Origin of the sequence: Streptomyces sp. NPDC045470, assembly GCF_040646595.1 — a bacterium.
Taxonomy (GTDB): Bacteria; Actinomycetota; Actinomycetes; order Streptomycetales; family Streptomycetaceae; genus Streptomyces.
Genome location: NZ_JBEZAN010000032.1, coordinates 27,775 through 43,922, shown reverse-complemented (window position 1 = coordinate 43,922; position 16,148 = coordinate 27,775). Strand labels below are relative to the sequence as shown.

The 16,148-nt window shown below is 70.5% G+C and carries 13 protein-coding genes; 7 read left to right on the top strand and 6 right to left on the bottom strand.

The features are described from left to right. The first annotated feature begins 871 nt into the window (after positions 1-871). Positions 872-1,873, top strand: a complete 1,002-nt coding sequence (locus AB0A97_RS39735) for a ParB N-terminal domain-containing protein (protein WP_361160380.1) — start codon at positions 872-874, stop codon at positions 1,871-1,873. Positions 1,874-2,248: 375 nt separating this feature from the next. Here the strand turns inward: AB0A97_RS39735 and AB0A97_RS39730 are convergent, their stop codons facing one another. Beyond that, positions 2,249-2,950: an ABC transporter ATP-binding protein gene (locus tag AB0A97_RS39730; protein ID WP_361160377.1), complete on the bottom strand. Its 702-nt coding sequence runs from the start codon at positions 2,948-2,950 to the stop codon at positions 2,249-2,251. A gap of 1,046 nt (positions 2,951-3,996) precedes the next feature. Further along, positions 3,997-4,917, bottom strand: a complete 921-nt coding sequence (locus tag AB0A97_RS39725) for a helix-turn-helix transcriptional regulator (RefSeq protein WP_361160374.1) — start codon at positions 4,915-4,917, stop codon at positions 3,997-3,999. Positions 4,918-5,063: 146 nt separating this feature from the next. Between AB0A97_RS39725 and AB0A97_RS39720 the strand changes: the two genes are divergently transcribed. Beyond that, positions 5,064-5,414, top strand: a complete 351-nt coding sequence (locus tag AB0A97_RS39720; protein ID WP_361160371.1) for an aldo/keto reductase — start codon at positions 5,064-5,066, stop codon at positions 5,412-5,414. A 131-nt stretch (positions 5,415-5,545) separates the two neighbouring features. Here AB0A97_RS39720 and AB0A97_RS39715 read toward each other — a convergent pair whose 3' ends face one another. After that, a complete protein-coding gene (locus AB0A97_RS39715; RefSeq protein WP_361160369.1) occupies positions 5,546-5,713 on the bottom strand; it encodes a hypothetical protein in 168 nt (55 codons plus the stop codon). Between the two features lie 414 nt (positions 5,714-6,127). Between AB0A97_RS39715 and AB0A97_RS39710 the strand changes: the two genes are divergently transcribed. The 4 genes from AB0A97_RS39710 to AB0A97_RS39695 all read left to right on the top strand — a co-directional run bounded on the left by AB0A97_RS39710 (position 6,128) and on the right by AB0A97_RS39695 (position 11,021). Next, positions 6,128-6,694: a hypothetical protein gene (locus tag AB0A97_RS39710; protein WP_361160366.1), complete on the top strand. Its 567-nt coding sequence runs from the start codon at positions 6,128-6,130 to the stop codon at positions 6,692-6,694. A gap of 229 nt (positions 6,695-6,923) precedes the next feature. Then, positions 6,924-7,967: a TerC family protein gene (locus AB0A97_RS39705; RefSeq protein ID WP_361160363.1), complete on the top strand. Its 1,044-nt coding sequence runs from the start codon at positions 6,924-6,926 to the stop codon at positions 7,965-7,967. Between the two features lie 383 nt (positions 7,968-8,350). Beyond that, the gene (locus AB0A97_RS39700; RefSeq protein WP_361160361.1) at positions 8,351-8,833 is read left to right on the top strand and encodes an STAS domain-containing protein; all 483 of its coding nucleotides are present in this window, start codon (positions 8,351-8,353) and stop codon (positions 8,831-8,833) included. 832 nt (positions 8,834-9,665) lie between these two features. Beyond that, positions 9,666-11,021, top strand: coding sequence for a hypothetical protein (locus AB0A97_RS39695; RefSeq protein WP_361160358.1), 1,356 nt, complete (start codon positions 9,666-9,668; stop codon positions 11,019-11,021). Here the strand turns inward: AB0A97_RS39695 and AB0A97_RS39690 are convergent. Together AB0A97_RS39690 and AB0A97_RS39685 are read right to left on the bottom strand one after the other, a co-directional pair. Next, positions 10,954-11,535 (bottom strand): alpha/beta hydrolase, encoded by a 582-nt coding sequence (locus AB0A97_RS39690; protein WP_361160356.1) that lies wholly within the window; start codon positions 11,533-11,535, stop codon positions 10,954-10,956. The genes AB0A97_RS39695 and AB0A97_RS39690 overlap by 68 nt on opposite strands. A 355-nt stretch (positions 11,536-11,890) precedes the next feature. Continuing rightward, entirely contained in the window at positions 11,891-12,598 is a 708-nt protein-coding gene (locus AB0A97_RS39685) for a GAF and ANTAR domain-containing protein (protein ID WP_361160353.1), read from the bottom strand. Positions 12,599-13,318: 720 nt separating this feature from the next. Here AB0A97_RS39685 and AB0A97_RS39680 point away from each other — a divergent pair. Further along, positions 13,319-14,200: a glycoside hydrolase family 6 protein gene (locus AB0A97_RS39680; protein WP_361160351.1), complete on the top strand. Its 882-nt coding sequence runs from the start codon at positions 13,319-13,321 to the stop codon at positions 14,198-14,200. A gap of 12 nt (positions 14,201-14,212) precedes the next feature. Here AB0A97_RS39680 and AB0A97_RS39675 read toward each other — a convergent pair whose 3' ends face one another. Beyond that, positions 14,213-16,138, bottom strand: coding sequence for a galactose oxidase early set domain-containing protein (locus AB0A97_RS39675; RefSeq protein WP_361160348.1), 1,926 nt, complete (start codon positions 16,136-16,138; stop codon positions 14,213-14,215). Positions 16,139-16,148: the final 10 nt, after the last annotated feature.

The following is a 16,148-nucleotide window of genomic DNA, read 5'->3' as shown; positions in this document are numbered from 1 at the left end:
CGTCCCCGGACGCCCGCAGCCGCCGAGGCGGCTGCCCCGAACGCAGCGAAGCTCCGGATTCCAGGCCGAGTTCCCGTACCGCCCTGGCCCTGGCCTCGCTGCGTTTTTGCATGCCCGCCGGGTCCGCGCCCGTCGCGAATCGATGCTCGCCGGACCTCGGCCGACTGTTCAACCGATGCCCGCCGCACGGTTGAGCGTCCTTCGCGCACACTCCGTTTCACGGAGTTCGGTTGAACAGAGGGAGCAGTTGAACACCGGATTCGGTCATTCGCATTCGGCCCCGAGCGCCGGTGGCCCCCGCCGTCGGCCACGGGCGCAATGCCCGCCCGCCGGGCCGGTGGTGCGGTGACGCGATGGATTCCCTGTACATGGAACCAGGTGGCGGCCGGAACCGTCTTCCGGGTCGGAACAGGGCGGACGACAGGGCGCTCCACGTCGCGTCGGGCTCCGCGGTGCTTCTCCGGACCTCCACTACGCGGGGGGAACGGGATAGGATCGCGGCATCCGGTTGGACGTGCAGGCGTTTTCGCCGCACGGCGGTGATGACTGTCGTGCGGTGTTCATCGTGGAGTCACGAACCATTTCGACGGCGTAACCCGCGCGTACCGCGCATTGTCGTCAAGTACCTGGTGGTAATCGGCGAAAGGGTTATCGAGTTGATGACGGTTTTACTTCCTCGATGGCATGCAAGGCGTTCAACCCCGTGTCAGGTGACCTGAAAAAGCAGCGTGAGCGACCGTGAACTCGGGGGAGGTCCGGACGGCTCTCGAGGTATACCGCTACTGACCCGGGTACGCCTCAAGTTCCGTACACAAGGCCACTGTTGGCGTTTGGCTGCACATGATGATACGTAGTTGTCAGGGGAGCAGTGGTGAGTCTCGCACAGACAGTCGGAACAGCGGCCGGAGTCACCGGCCGGGGAGGCGGCGAGCCGGAGATTGTCTCGGTCCCGATCATCCAGGTCCTGCCCGGAGACTCACCCCGCCTGACAGGTGAGGACAAAGGGCATGTGCTGCGGCTGGCCGCGATAGAGGGCCCGCTGCCCCCCATACTGGTCGACCGCAGCACCATGTGCGTCATCGACGGCCTGCACCGCCTGATGGCCGCCTCCCTCAAGGGCCAGAAAGACATCGATGTCAGATTCTTCGACGGAAACCGCGAAGAGGCTTTCCTCAAAAGCGTCGAGGCAAACGTCGAACACGGCCTCCCCCTGTCGCAGGCCGATCGCACGGCGGCAGCGCTGCGCATACTCAAGTCGCACCCCACCATGGCCGACCGGGCCATCGCCAAGTCGACCGGTCTGGGTGCCCGGACGGTCGCACAGCTGCGGCGTTCCTCCGACTCCGTACCGCAGTCGGACTTCCGCGTCGGACGGGACGGCAAGGTCCGCCCGCTGGACGGTGCGCAGGGCCGGTTGCGGGTGGCGGAGCTGATGCGGGACAACCCTGACGCCTCGCTGCGCCAAGTGGCCCGGTCGGCAGGGGTTTCACCGGCCACCGCGCTGGACGTACGGCGCCGGCTGGAACGTGGTGACCAGCCCGTCCCCAGCCAGCGGAGCCGCAGCAGGGGCGAGGCGGGACCTGCCAAGCCCGAGCCGGTGGACCCGCCCCCCGTACCGGCCGCCCCGCCGACCGCCGTCACACTCGACAAGCTCATGCGCGACCCGTCGCTGCGTCAGAGCGAGCTGGGCCGGCGGCTGCTGCGGATGTTCCGGGAGAACGTGCTGGGGGCCAGCGAGATGAACGACATCTGTGCCTCGGTGCCTTCGCACTGTATCGAGCTGATCGTGGAGCTGTCCCGGCGCAACTCGCAGATCTGGGACGGGTTCGCCCAGGAGCTGAACAGGCGCGCCCGCATCGTGAATCCGGACTGACCGGGCCCGACCGGGCCGCCTTGCCGAGGGCCCGACAGGCGCCGGCCGGAGGGCGGGACCGGCCGCACCGTCACCGTGCGGCCGGTCCCGCCCTCCGGCGTTTCGGCACCGCCGCGGCGCAGCGGACAGGCGGGTGCCGACCGGCAAGGCCAGCGCAGGTCGCGTATCTCTCGTCGGCCGTGCGCCTCTCGCCGGTCACGTACCGCCGCTGCGGGCCGCCGCACGGATGCTCGTCGCCGGGTACGAGGCAGGCGTCCCGCGGCCGGTCACACCCGCGGCTGCCCGGCCGCGCCCCCGCCGACGGCGGAATGTTCCGGCTGGACGCTTCGCCGGCGCGGTTGACCACTCTCGGCCCGCCTTTTCGCGACACCCGGCTCATCGCGGAGAAAGGCGCAGGTCCGGCCCGGCCGAACGCTCGGCCCTGATGCGGTCGGCCACCCCGGCCGGGGTGCCGGAAGCCTTGATGCGGCCCTGGTCGATCAGTGCGATCCGGTCGCACAGCCGCACGGCCTCCTCCAGGAAACGGGTGACCATCAGGATGGTGAGCCCGCTGGCCCGCACGCTCTCGATCAGCTCCCAGGTGTCCTGCCGGGACCGCGGGTCCAGTTCGGTGGTCAGCTCGTCGAAGACGGCCACCTGCGGGTTGCCGATCAGGGGCAGCACGGTGGAGAGCTCCGCCACCCCGCCGGCCGCCTCGTCCGGCCCGGCCTCCGGGGCCAGGTCCAGCGCGGCCAGCAGGCGCCCCCAGTCCGCCGGATCGCGGTAGAAGGAGCTGTAGAGCGACAGCGCCTCGCCGAGGCGCATCCGCTCCGGCGAGCACCCGGCCCGCAGTTGGGCGTCCAGCTTCCGCGTCACCTCGGCCCGGTCCTGGTGGGGGTCGAGGCCGAGCACGTTGATGTCGCCGCCGTCCCGGTCCCGCAGCCCCTTGACGCATTCCACGATCGTGCTCTTCCCCGAACCGCTCGGGCCGAGAATCCCGAAGACCTCGCCTTCCTCGACGCTGAAGGACACATCGTCGACCGCTACGAGGTCGCCGTAGGACTTGCGGAGATGCTGCACCTCAATGACTGCGGACATGACGTATCCCTTCGCGGCCCTCATGGAATGTCGCATGGCTCGTGCGGCTCGTGCGGCTCGTGCAATCGCCCGGCCTGCGGTGGGGCGGTGTCGGCCGGGCACGGGAAACGTACGGTGCGTCTACTCGCGTCCGCTATCCCACTATGCCCCGTACCCGGTGGGGCCAGCCACACTCAATTGCCGGTCCCATAGGCCAGATATTCGCTCACCGAAAGAATCACGCCAAAGGATTGATATCTTACGCGAGCCGGCGAGTACTTCCAGCGCGGGGCGGGAAGGGATCCTGAATACGGCGCCTTGCGGCAAATCAAGTCTTCCGCGGCGAGTGTGCGCCCGCGACCGAAGTGCGACGCCGCCGACCGTCTTGTACGGACCGCGCAGACCCCGCACCGATAGGTCACGACTTGCCCGTTCACGCAGCACGCGAAGGGCGGAGCCCGGCGGGGCAGCGGCGCTGCCCATACGGGCCTGGCCACGGAAGCCCACCGCGCAAACTCCCGAGCGCGAAAGCTTGTCCGGCGAGGAGACACGCGATGGCTTCGTCCCGCCATGTCTGTCCTGCTCCGACCGTGAAGCCACCCCGTACGGCGGAGGGAACCGGACCGATCCACACTCCGGCCCGGCGACGGCCGTCCTCAGAGGTGGACGACATCGACCAGGAGGCCCTCGTGAACATCCCTTACGTACCTGGCCCCCGCCCGATGAGCCGGTCGCGGACATCCCTCGGGGCCTTCAACCGGACTGCTGCGTCGTCTGTGGAACGCCACGCACTTGGGGTGCTACCGGACAGGCCCGGCTGACCTGCTCAGGCTCGTGCCGAGCGGAACGTGCCTACTGGCCCAAGGATAAGGCCATGGGAGAAAGTGGTGTCGGCTCCACGTACAGAAGCGCGGTCCATGTCGGTGTGAATGGATGGCCGAGGAGCCGCAGGGCTACGGCGACGAGGAGCAGGCACCCAAGCCGGTCGGGGGTGGACACGGTGATCGAGTCGCCTGGCCCGACCAAGGCAAGCAACGCCGTCAGACCCTCGCGGGAACCGCGACGGATCAGAGCGGCCCGGGCTGAGGAGAATGGCGGGTGGGCTGTACCGCCCGAGAGTGCGTAGCTGCCCAACTGGCGAGGAGTTTGAGCCGGTCCTCGGACGCGGTGCCGGGTTCGGCAGTGTAGATGATCAGGTCGTGCACGGCTCGGCCCGGCAGGGGCAGGTCGAGGGACTGGAAGGTCAGTTCCAGGTGGCCGACGCTGGGGTGCTGGAGCCGTTTGACGCCGTCGTGGCGCATCAGGACGTCGTGCGCGGCCCATTGGCTGCGAAACTCCGGGCTGAGGGTGGACAGCTCGCCGACAAGATCGCGCAGTGCCCGGTCACGGGGCTCGCGCCCGACCTCGGCGCGCAGCAGGGCGGCGGTGGCGACACCGGCGGCGTCCCAGTCGACGAAGAAGTCATGTGCACCACGGTCGAGGAAGACGTAGCGGGCGATGTTGGGGCGGCCGCGCTCGTCGATGGTGACGCTGTCGAACATCGGCGCGAGCAAGGCCCGGGCCAAGGGGTTGCTGGCGACGATGTCCGTACGGCCGTTGCGTACGAACGCCGAGGACATCGTCATGGAGTCGAGCAGCCACTGGACCCGGAGCGGGACCTCGACGTCCCTGCGACGCGAGGGCGTGCGACTCCCGTGCCGCGATGACCGGGCCAGGTCGAACAGGTAGGTACGCTCGTCGCCGTCCAGTCGCAGGGCACGAGCGACCGCGTCAAGGACGTCTTCGGACACGCCACCGATGTGGCCCTTCTCCGACCGCGTGTACCACTCCCTGCTCACGCCGGCCAGGACGGCGACCTCCTCGCGCCGCAGCCCGGCGACCCGGCGTCGGGCGCTGGTCGGCAGTCCGGCCTGCGCCGGGGTGATCCTGGCGCGTCGGCTGGCAAGGAAGTCCCGGATCTCGCCGCGGTTTCCGGGCTGCTGGTCCATGTCATTGAGGGTAGCCGCTGGTCACGGCGCGAGGGGGGTGAGGTTATACCCCCCACAGGCACGACCTTCTCCGGTCGTGGCGATCGCGGTCTCCTGGGGCTCGCTCGTTCCGACACGATCCCGAGAACGGACAACGGAGATGCGACATGACGAACAAGGCGCTGACTGTGCCGGCGGTGGCGTTGGGCACATGGGACTGGGGAGACAGCGAGGCAGGCGACGGCTACTTCGGCAGTCCGCTGAGCGAGTCCGGCCTGCGAGAGGTCGTCGAGAAGGCCCGGTCGAACGGGCTCACCTTGTGGGACACCGCCGTGGCGTACGGCATGGGCCGCTCGGAGACCGTCCTCGCCCAGGCACTGACGGGCCATCACCGCAGCGAGTACCAACTGTCGACGAAGTTCACCCCGCAGATCGCGGGCGAGGAGATCGCGGAATTGGAGGCGCTGGCGGATGCCGCAGACATCGACACGCGCGGCTGGTGGGAGCACGAAATGTAGCAGTGGTCGGAACCGAAGAAGGGACCGCGTCCATTGTCCCGGTTTTCCTTCACCGGCATGGGTGGCCCGGCGCCGACCTCCTGCAACGCCACCACCGCGTGGTTCGCGGCCAGCGGCTCGATCTCCGACCGTCAGGTCTGGCCGTTGTCGGAGACGTGCATGTTGTACGTGGCGAACGACGAGGTGCCGTCGTTGTTCACGGCCTGCGCCGCAGGGGCGGCCACCGTCACGTTCCTGGCCAGTGCCGCCAGCACGGCCAGGACGGCGACGGCACATCGCCGTAACGGGGCCCGCGTCATCAGACGGAGGTGTCTCGTCAGTGCTCTGTCCTCTCCCGTCGGCCCCGTGCCAAGCGGCCTGGAGCGCTGTCAACGCCGTCTCCGCAGCACGGCGGCGAGCACATCGGTCAACGGTATGAGCGCTCCTTCCGGTCGGTGCCTGCAGTGACCGATGGGCCGGCCGGACGGCCGGCGACCACAGGCATCAAGCGGCAAAAGCCCTTATGCGTAAAGGGAGTTCTCGGACTTCCAGCCATTCCCGCATCCCGCGGCGTCGGCGAGCACCCCGGTATCCGCTCACGCATCATCGTGAGGCTGACGCGGCGAGCGTCCTTCCTGCGGCTGACACTGCTCGGTACGGCGTCCGTCGCTCGGGGGAGCAGTCCGGCCCCCGAGGCTGATTCCTGGTGGTGCCTGCTTCATGAAAATCGAGCCATGAAGCTGAAGATCGTTCACGCGCCCCCGCCCGTCAGTGACACCGAGCGGCCTGCCCCACGCTGGGCCGTGCGGCTGGCCTACGCGCTTCCGCTGCTCCTGCTGCCGTCGTGCCTGTGGCGGCTGCCCTTCGCCCTGCACTTCGACATGGGGCAGGTCCAGGATCTCGCCATGCCGCCCTACTGGGTGAGCATCCCGTACGTCCTCACGCTCAGCGTGTTGTCGGAAGCGATCGCGCTCTTGACCACCGGCCTGGTCCGGGGCTGGGGAGAGGTGGCACCCGCCTGGATTCCGGTCATCGGTGGCAGACGCATCCGGCCGATGGCCGCCGCCGTGCCCGCCGTCCTCGGCGGCCTGATCCTCACCGTGCTGTTCACCGACGTCCCGATCGGCGACGGTCGCTGGCTCACCCTGTACGGCATCGTGGAGTCCGTCGGATACGCCAACGGCACCTGGCATGCGCTTGCGACGGTCTGCGTCACCCCGATCGCCGCGTGGGGACCCATCACCATCGCTCTCGGCGTCGCCTACTATCGCCGCCGAACCACGCCGTCGCCGGGTGAGTAGCAGTTGACGCCGTGGAGTTTCGCGGGCAGTCGGCGCCGGGGCGGGACGGACGGAAGCGGATGGGCGGGAGACCGCGCACCAGCAGGCGTTGCCGGAATCCACCTCCCGGCGCCAGCGGACGGTGGGAAGAGCGGGGTGTGCCGACCATGTGCGGGCGACAAGCTGGGGTCGGTGGGCCAGACTTTTCTTGTAGAGCCAGGTTTTCAACCTGTTGCGTGAGGGGTTCCCCGTGCTCGATGTGCCGATCTGGCTGTGGGTGGCGTTCGTCGTCACCGTGATCGTGTCGCTGGCCGTGGACCTGCTGGCGCACCGGGAGGCGCATGTCATCGGGTTTCGGGAGGCCGCTGCCTGGAGCGGGGTGTGGGTCGGTCTCGCCGTCGTCTTCGGCGCCGTCGTCTTCCTGGTGCTCGGTGCGGCGCCGGGTGTGGAGTACACGACCGCGTGGCTGCTGGAGAAGAGCCTCTCGGTCGACAATCTGTTCGTCTTCGCGCTGATCTTTGCGTATTTCCGGGTGCCGCGTGCTTATCAGCACCGTGTGCTGTTCTTCGGTGTCATGGGCGCGCTGGTGTTCCGAGGTGTCTTCCTGGCCGCCGGCGTGGCTGTGGTCAGCCGGTTCACCGCGGTGCTGTTCGCCTTCGCGGCCATCCTCTTCTACAGCACCTACAAGATTCTCAAGGGGGAGGAGGAGAGCTTCGACCCGGGCCGGAGCGTTGCCGTGCGGCTGCTGCGCAAGGTTGTTCCGGTTCGGGACGAGTACGCCGGGATGAAGTTCTTCGTCAAGGAGGCCGGCAAGCGGATCGCCACCCCGTTGCTCGCGGTCGTCGCCGCGATCGAGGCGGCCGACCTGGTCTTCGCCGTGGACAGCGTGCCCGCCGTCCTCGCGGTCAGCGATGACGCCTTCATCGTCTACACCAGCAACGCGTTCGCCATCCTCGGCCTGCGCGCCTTGTACTTCCTGCTCGCGGGGCTGCTGGACCGGTTCCGTTACCTCAGCAAGGGGCTGGCGCTCATTCTCGCCTTCATCGGAGTGAAGCTGGTCCTCCAGGCGTCCCACAAGCTGTTCAGCCTCAGCATTCCGGAGATCCCGTCTTCGGTCAGCCTGGTGGTCATCGTCGTCGTCCTGGCGGTGGCCGTCGTCTTGAGCGTGAGACTCCCGGACCCGGCCGACCGGCACGGTGCCGCCGCAGGGGCGGCGGAGGGAAGCTCCTCGGGGCAGGGGCAGGGGCAGGGGCAGGGGATACGGAAACCAGGAGACCCGCCACGGGGTGGCTGACCCACCGACGTCCGGCGTGCGGTTTCCGAAGCCTGCCGCGCCAGGTGGTGTCCCCACCGAGTCAGATGCGGGGTTTGTCCCAAGCGCCCCATTTCCCTCTTTTTGGAAAATCTCTACCAAGTAAGGGCAAAGAGGGCTACCGTTGTCCTATGAACAGAGACGAGCGTGCGACGAGACCGCAGGCCGGATACATCTGTCATGTCTGTCATCACTCCGTGCCCGCGGTGCTCACGCGATACAAGACGATGGGCATTTGCGTCCCCGTCTGGAAGCCGGGCCCCTGCCGCAACCCGGACTGCCCGGAGCGCACGCAACGGGCACAGCGCCCGGCGCCCGGCGGGGCGACTGCGTAGCGCCTCCGCGGACGCGTGCCGACCGGGGCCATGACGCACGGCAAGCCATGGCTCCTGGCGGAAACCGGCCGCGCGGTCGGTACGGCCGTGCCGGAAGCGGTGCCCGTCGGACGCGGTGCGGCCAGGTCACCGCGTTACCCGCCGCGCGAGCGCACGCACCAGGAGGTCGCCATGACAACCGGGGCCAGCTCCATCCCGATGCCCACGCCACCAGTGACCGTGACCAGCGTCGATGATCGCCGAGTCGTGCTCACCTTCCGTGGCGAGCTGCACGCCGGTACCCTCCGCGCGCTCGAAACCCGGTTCGCCGATCCGCGTCTGAGCGAAGCCGATGCCTGGGTGCTGGAGATGCATGAGCTGGCGCACATCGACCTGGCCTGTGCGTACGCCCTTCTGCGCGCCCTCTCCCGGCGCCCCGACGGCGCCTCGCTCACTCTCCGTGGCGCGCGCCGCACCGTGGCGCGGACCCTGCGCCACGCCGGAATCGACGCGATCGGCGTGGTAGAGGAGTGACACCGGCGCGCCCCGTCGTCACCCACGGCGCCCGCGGCGAGTGATGCTCTTGTGGCGCTGCGGTGCCTGAGTACGGGGACGCCGCCGGGTCGGGATCCAGTCGGTCGCTCACCGTGACGATGCAGGAGCGCTGGTTCTCCGTACCGAGCCACGCGGCGAACACTGGGACACGTCGGAAGCGCCACCGGTGACAGCTCTCCGGGGCGCCGAACGCGTCGAGAAGGACCGGTGCGGCCTGAGAACCGGCTGCAAAGACAATCGCGGGCAGGAGCGGCTCACGGTCACGCGCCCGGCGTCGGTCGCCACCGTGCAGACGCTTGCTCTCCGTGACCGCGCCACGCGTCGAAACACCGCCCACAGCTCGTCTGAAAGTACATGCCGACGGCTTTCTGCTGATGCCACGGCTGTTCGTTGCCTTTAACGTTCCCCTGTGAGCTGTTCCCGTTTTCCTGTCGCGCTCGATTTCCGTCCGGCTCCGGAAGAGCTTCCCTTCCTCCTGCCGGGGCGCGAGACAACGAGGAAGGCAGTCGACCTGGTTCCGTCCTCCTCCGGGTGGCACGACGTGCGCCTACGTTTGCGGCTTCCGGAACCAGGCGAAACGGTTGCCCATACCGGGAATCGAAGTGCCCTGCCCGCCCCGGGGGGCCGCCACACGTGCGTGGTGGATGCGCCGCGCCTCGCTCAGCCCTTGTAGACGATGACGACCAGACGCCCCGGCGCCGCAGCCGTCCCGCACCGGCCGGACACCACAGAACCCCCCGGCCTTTCGCGGCTCCATCGGCGCGCGCACCACGCCCTGCTTGCCGTGTGCGCCGCGTTCGTCGTCCTCCCCTTGGCTTTCCTCCCTCTGACGCTGCCGCTCGGCTGGGACGAGATCGTCTACGCGAGCCGCTTCGCACCGTACGCCCACGGCCTCGATGTCCCTTTCGAAGCGCCGCGCACCCGTGGCGTCCCCGTCCTGATCGCCCCGGTGGCCGTGTGGTCGGACTCCCTGCCGCTGTTGCGGGGCTGGCTGAGCGTGCTCGCGGGTATCGCGCTGTACGCGGGGTTCCGGCCATGGCTGGGAGGGTTCACCGCCGCCCCGGCCGTCGTGCCGTTGGCTGCCGCCGCGTACGGCAGCCTCTGGTTCGCGCTGTTCTACACCCCGTCGGCGATGCCGAACCACTACACGGCGATGGGCGCCACGGCGGCGGTGGGCTGCTTCACCCGCTATGCGGGCGGCGAGCGCGCAAACAGGTTGCTGTACGGCCTCGCCCTCGGTCTGGCTTCGGTCACGCTGATGCGCCCCAATGACACGGTGTGGATCGTGGGCCCGATGCTGCTCGCCTTGCTCGTGCACCGCCTTGGGCGCGCATGCGTCGCGCCTCTCGCAGCGATGGCCGTGGGCGTGTCCGCGGCGATACTTCCCTGGGTGGTCGAGTCGGTCACGCGCTTCGGCGGCATCGGCGAGCGTCTCGCCCTGGCCACCGACCAGCAGGGCGGCGTACGACCGCAGTTCAACCTTCCGGCCGTGGTCGCCTCCTTGGACGGCCCACTGCTGTGCCGCCCTTGCGCGGGCGGCAACCTCTCCCTGCCCACCTCCCTGTGGTGGTGGGCGCTGCCGTTCCTGTCCGGCGCGGGTCTGCTGCTCGCCGGCCGCTCACTGCCCGCTCAGCGCGCCGGACTCCGGCTCGCGACAGCGGTCGCGACGTCCTCGGCACTCACCTATGTCTTATTGATCGACTACGCGGCGCCCCGGTTCCTGCTCATCTCGTACGCCCTGCTGATGCTCCCCGCGGCGGTGGCGTTGCGTGCGCTGTGGCAGGCGGCCCGTGCGCACAGCCGTCTCGGCGTCGTCGCACTCGGTGCCGCGCTGTGTGCCCACTTGGCCACCCAGCTCGTCCTCGTGCACCGTAACGCGGTCATCCAGTCCGCGGCGCGCCAGGACTGGACCCGTATCACGGCGGTGTTGCGTGCGGAGGGCGTCGGGCCCGACTGCGTTCTCGGCGGCAACAGTTCGGTCGTCCCCATCGCGTACACGGCCCGCTGCCACCCCGCCACCCCAGACCCGCACCGCGCCCCGGACGCCCTCGTACTCCGCGGTACCACCATCCCGCCCCCTCCGCGACGGAACTGGCGAGTCATTCCGGTCCCCAACACGTACAACGACTGGCACATCGCGGTGCCGGCCATACGGACAGACAGGTGACTCCTACTGTCCGAGGCAAGCGGTACGGCGCTGTCCCGGTCCGGTCACGGCTGCCGCGCCCACTGCGTCGATACTGCCTGTGCCCCGTCGGTGGCGACGGCCGCCGGCGTTGCCCGCCGCGACTTGCCAGCACCTCCACCCGCAGTTCGACGAGTTCGGCGACGGATCGGCTGACTCTCCGGGAAGCGGGGAACCGCCGCTGTACGAAGCACCGAAGCGTCGCCCGGTCACCGCGCTCCGCGGCAGCCGCCACGGCGAGCACCAACTGCTGAACGCTGTCGACCGGCGGGACATCCAGCGCCGTCGGACGCAGCAGGACGGCACGCCGGAACCGGCCTGAGCGCTCGGCCACCAGCCGTACGGCCACACCGGCGCCCATGGACAGCCCGAACACCTGGCACGCATCGGTGTGGTCCGCCACGGCCGCCAGGTCCGCCGCGAGCCCGGCGTACCCGTTGATCGCCTCCCGGCCGCATGCCGACCGGCCGTGCCCACGGAACGAACCGCGCGGCACGGCCCGCGAGGTTCGCGGCGCGCGCGTTCCGGTCAGCCTCCGCGTCGAGCCACAGTGCGGCGGGGCCCTCGGCGCATGCCATGGCGGACCCGCCCGGCACCCGGTCACCGCCCGGTGGCCGGGTTTCAGGCGCCGGTAACGGTCGCGCGTCGCTCACCGCGTCGGCACGACAGTTGGGTAGGGGGCCGGCGCCATGGTCGCCGGTCCCCGGCGTACCGACCGCTTCCGGGGGCTGGGGGAGCGGCTGATGCGAGTATCGCCGCTGGCCGTGTCGGTGGCCTACCCTCCTACCGGACGCGCGCCCTCCCCGCCCCCGGGTAGAGGGCACCGGCCGGGACGCGTGCTCGGTTGCGGGTCAGGAGTCCGGTTCGGGCCGGGGGAAGGGGCCGCGGTCGGCGGGCCCGAAGACGACCTGGTACGCCACCGCGTTGAGCTTCCGCCGGTGGGCTCGGGCATAGGCGCGCAGCCGGGCGAATGCCTCCTGCGGGGGTAGGCGCAGGCGCTCGGCCAGCAGGCCCTTGGCCTGTTCGATGATGACGCGGGAGTCCAGGGCCGTTTGAAGCTGGGCGTTGTGTTCCCGTACCCGGGCGAGTTCCTGTTCGCGGGCCAGGGCCCAGGCGGTGGTCTCGGCCAGTAACTGGCACGCGCCGATGTAGGCCGCTTCCAGGCGGCGGTGCTGGTGGAAGAGGTTGAGGGCTCCCAGCAGCCGGTCGGGGTGCTGCAACGGGACGGCAGTGGCGGCGGTGAAGCCTTCCGCCAGCGCCTGCGGGGCGAAGCGCGGCCAGCGTGCCTGGCTGCGCGGGTCGGCCAGTCGCACGTCGGCCAGCAGGGCGCCGGTGCGGCACACGTCCCGGCACGGGCCTTCGGCCAGGTCGACCTGGAGCCGCTCAAGGCGGGCGGCGGCCGGGCCGGTGGCGATAACCTCCTGGCGCAGCCGCGGCCCGTCGGCCAGCAGGAGGCCGCTGGCCTGGACGCCGGGCAGGTGCAGGCAGTACTCGGCCAGCCGCCGTGCCGGCGCGACAGTCTGGTGCGGGTGGTGGCAGGCGGCGCCGGGCTCCGGCAAGTCGCCGGAAGGTGCAGAATCTGATCCGGTCTCGGACATGGCGTAACACACCCATTTCAGCGACCCGGGGGCCGCAGCCGACGGGCACGAACCCGTCACGGGTGCCCCAAAACCGGCCGCCTACCCGCGGCTACGGGAGCGAGCCCGCCGCTGCGCGCCCCCTTGGTCCGCCCTTTCACTCCGGCACATCCTCACCGGGGCCAGGGCACGACCGAGCTGTCCATCAGTTGCCGTCAGGGCCCGCCGGCCCGGAACCGTTCTACCCGGCGGCTGACATCCGTCCCCGTCGGCGAGACCTTGGGAGCGTACGGTGCGGAGATCGAAGCCGTACTGAAGTTCTCGCGCTGCTCCGGTGAGGCGTCACAGCGTATTGCCTCGCCGACGACGCGTACGGCGGGGCTGCTGCCGTCGTAGGCGCCTGGGCCGATAGCCATTTGTCCGTGTGATTGCCCCCGCTGCGGAGACTCTACGCAGTGCGCCCGTCCCGTGTGCCCGGCCGTTCGGTCTAGGCGGGACTGCCGTGTGCAGTGGTCTCCGCGAAGGTGTGTCTGAAAGGACGAGGGCAGTTCCGGACGGAGGCACGGCGGCGATATGGGCAGGTGGAGCAGGAGGCAGTGGCGGGGCGCGGTCTGGTTGCCGGCCGTGATGGTGTTGTTGACGTGCGTCGGGTGGAGCAGCGCCCCCGGCCTGCCACCGGCGCCTTGGCAGGGGGGCCTGTGGGTGGATCCGGACAGCTCCGCGCACCGGGCGCTGGACGGCCACTCGGGCGGTGACGAGGAGGAGCGGGCCGTACTGCGCCGGCTCGCCGCGCAGCCGACCGCGGTCTGGCTGACGCAGAGTGATCCGTTGCCACGGGCCCGGGAGGTCACCGTGGCGGCGGAGGCCGTCGGACGGGTGCCGGTGCTGGTGGCCTATCACATCCCGGGCAGGGACTGCGGCCAGTACTCCGCCGGCGGTGCCTCGGACGCGGACGGCTACCGCCAGTGGGTCGCCCGCCTGGCGGAGGGCCTGGAGGACCGGCGGGCCGTCGTGATCCTGGAGCCCGACGCCGTGGCGCAGGCCCTGACCGGCTGCCCGCGTACGGAGCTGCGGCAGCGCCTGCTCGCCGAGGCGGTGCGCACGCTCAAACGCCGGCCCGGGGCGCGGGTCTATCTGGACGCGGGGAACCCTGGTTGGGTCCCCGACACGGGGCGGTTGGCTTCCGCTCTCGCCGCCGCGGGCGGGGTGCGGGCCGATGGATTCGCCCTCAACGTCGCCAGCTTCCACACCACGGAGGCCACCCTCGCGTACGGCGAACAGATCTCCGAGGCGCTGGGCGGAGCGCACTTCGTGATCGACACCAGCCGTAACGGCAACGGCCCGCCGCCCGCGGTGCCCGGCGCGGAGCCGGCCGGCGGCGAGGAGTGGTGCAATCCGCCGGGGCGGGCGCTGGGGCGCCTGCCCACCGCCTCCACCGGGCACCCCCGGCTGGACGCGTACCTGTGGATCAAGGTTCCGGGCGAGTCGGACGGCACCTGCCGGGGCGGGCCGCCGGCGGGGCAGTGGTGGACGGCCTACGCCGTGGGGCTGGCCCGGGACGAGCTGGGGCGGGAGCGGCGGTAGCCCGTACGTCCCTCATGTCACCTGCACCCACCGGGCCGGCGACGGGGTGCCGCGGGCGTCGCTGACGGTGAGCATGTACCAGCCGCGTGGCACCAGGCCCGGGGACTTGGGCACCGTGACGCGCAGCCGGGTGCCGTGCTGGGCGATGTCCAGGGCGATGGAGCGCTGTTCGATGTCCGTGGTGTGGGTGACCACGCTGGGACGCATCAGCCGGGCCCCGCGCACGGTGCCGGCCGCCTCCAGCGTGAACGTGGCGGCGGCACCGCGCGCGATGCGGGACGGGCCGGCCAGCACACGGGGCCGGGAAGGGCGGTAGAGGTAGGGCGGCGAATAGACCTCGATGCGTTGTTCGAAGGAGCCGTCCTGGGTGTTGGCCTCGTCGGCGAAGAGGGGGTCGGAGCCGAAGGTGGCGATCCGCCCGTCGGGCAGCAGCAGGGCCTCGGCGTGGTAGTTGCGGCCCACGCCGGGCTCGGCGGCAGGACGGAAGACGTCGTGCACCGGGTCGTAGAACTGGGCGACCAGATGGTCGCTGGTCCCCTTGCCGCGGTAGTCGCTCGACCCGCCGGTGGTGAAGACACGGTCGTCGGGGGTGAGGACCGCGTTCAGGTAGCGGGTGCCGCGGCCCAGATCCGGACCCCGGCGGTAGTGGGGCGAGGGCCGCGTCAGGTCGGCGATGGCGGTACGCCCGGTCGCCCGCGGCGACTCGCCGACGCCGCCTCCGCCCAGGATCATGACCCGCTGCTGCTGGGCGGGCGGCAGGAGTACGGAGGCAGAGGTCTCGGTCAGGTCGGCCTCGTCCAGTCCGGGCACGGGCTGGAAGGTGTTGCTGCGTACGTCCCACAGGCCCGGCCTGCGGCCGCGGTCGGCGGGGCCGTAGCCGGAGCTGGAGCCGGAGTAGAACAGCTTGCCGTCGGCCGTCAGGAACAGGGCCGGGTAGGTGGGGAAGTAGCGGTTGGGCCCGGGCGACCAGGTGCGGGTGGCGGGGCGGTAGATCTCGTTCCTGCCGGGGATGATCTGGCCCATGTCGTCCAGGCCGGAGGCGGCCAGTACCGTGCCGTCCGCCAAGGTGGCCAGACTCGGGTACCAGCGGGCTTCGGCCATGGGGGCGGTCGGTACGTAACGCTCGGCGACCGGGTCGAATTCGTAGGCTTCCCGGATGCCCTGGAAGTCTTTCTTGTCCAGAGCGAGTTTGCTGGCCGTGCCGTAGTGGTTACGGGCGTCGGCACCGCTGAGCCCGTCGATGGTGTACCGGGCCGCGGTGTGCGTGGCGCCCTCGGGGCCGGGGCGGTCGGCTTCCACGTACACCCGGACCCGGCTGGCGGTGACCCGGACCCGCCGGCCCCCGTCGAGGGTGACCTTCCGCGCCCGGGGCACCAGGACGGCGCTCTGGGAGCGGTAGGTCTTGCCGGCCGGGGAGCGGAAGACGGTGCCTTTGGGGAGCGTTTTCGGGGCGTCGGGGTACTCATTGGTGACGATCATGGTGCCGCCGGCGCGGTGAACGTCGCCTTCGAGCTTCTCGTAACGGGCGGTGCCCCCGGCCACCAGCAGCCGTCCGCCGGGCAGCTGGGCGTGCCCGCCGCAGAACAGGTCCTTGGGGGTGGGCACCTCCGCGAAGGTGTTCCCGGCCGGATCCCACAGCACGCTGCGGAAGGTGCCGGCGGCGAACTGCTTCTCGTCGTTGCCGGAACCGGCGATCAGCAGCACCTTGCCGGTGTGCAGCAGCGCGGCGTGGATGGCGTTGACGCGCCACCGCTCGGGGACCTCCACGGTCTCCCAGCGCCCGTGGTCGGCCAGATACTCCGGCCGGCTGATCGCGTACTGGTGGTAGGCCCGGGTGGCGATGCCGTGGACGGCCGGGGCGTTCAGTCCCGCCAGGGTCAGCAGGGCGGCCGCCCCGATGACCGTTTTACGGGTGCGGGCGCTGGGGCGGTACGGCACGAAGGTCCCT

Excerpts from the sequence above, each read along its gene's own strand:
- AB0A97_RS39730 (WP_361160377.1), bottom strand. The coding sequence starts at position 2,950 with ATGTCCGCAGTCATTGAGGTGCAGCATCTCCGCAAGTCCTACGGCGAC.
- AB0A97_RS39725 (WP_361160374.1), bottom strand. The coding sequence starts at position 4,917 with ATGGACCAGCAGCCCGGAAACCGCGGCGAGATCCGGGACTTCCTTGCC.
- AB0A97_RS39720 (WP_361160371.1), top strand. The coding sequence starts at position 5,064 with ATGACGAACAAGGCGCTGACTGTGCCGGCGGTGGCGTTGGGCACATGG.
- AB0A97_RS39715 (WP_361160369.1), bottom strand. The coding sequence starts at position 5,713 with ATGACGCGGGCCCCGTTACGGCGATGTGCCGTCGCCGTCCTGGCCGTG.
- AB0A97_RS39710 (WP_361160366.1), top strand. The coding sequence starts at position 6,128 with ATGAAGCTGAAGATCGTTCACGCGCCCCCGCCCGTCAGTGACACCGAG.
- AB0A97_RS39700 (WP_361160361.1), top strand. The coding sequence starts at position 8,351 with ATGACGCACGGCAAGCCATGGCTCCTGGCGGAAACCGGCCGCGCGGTC.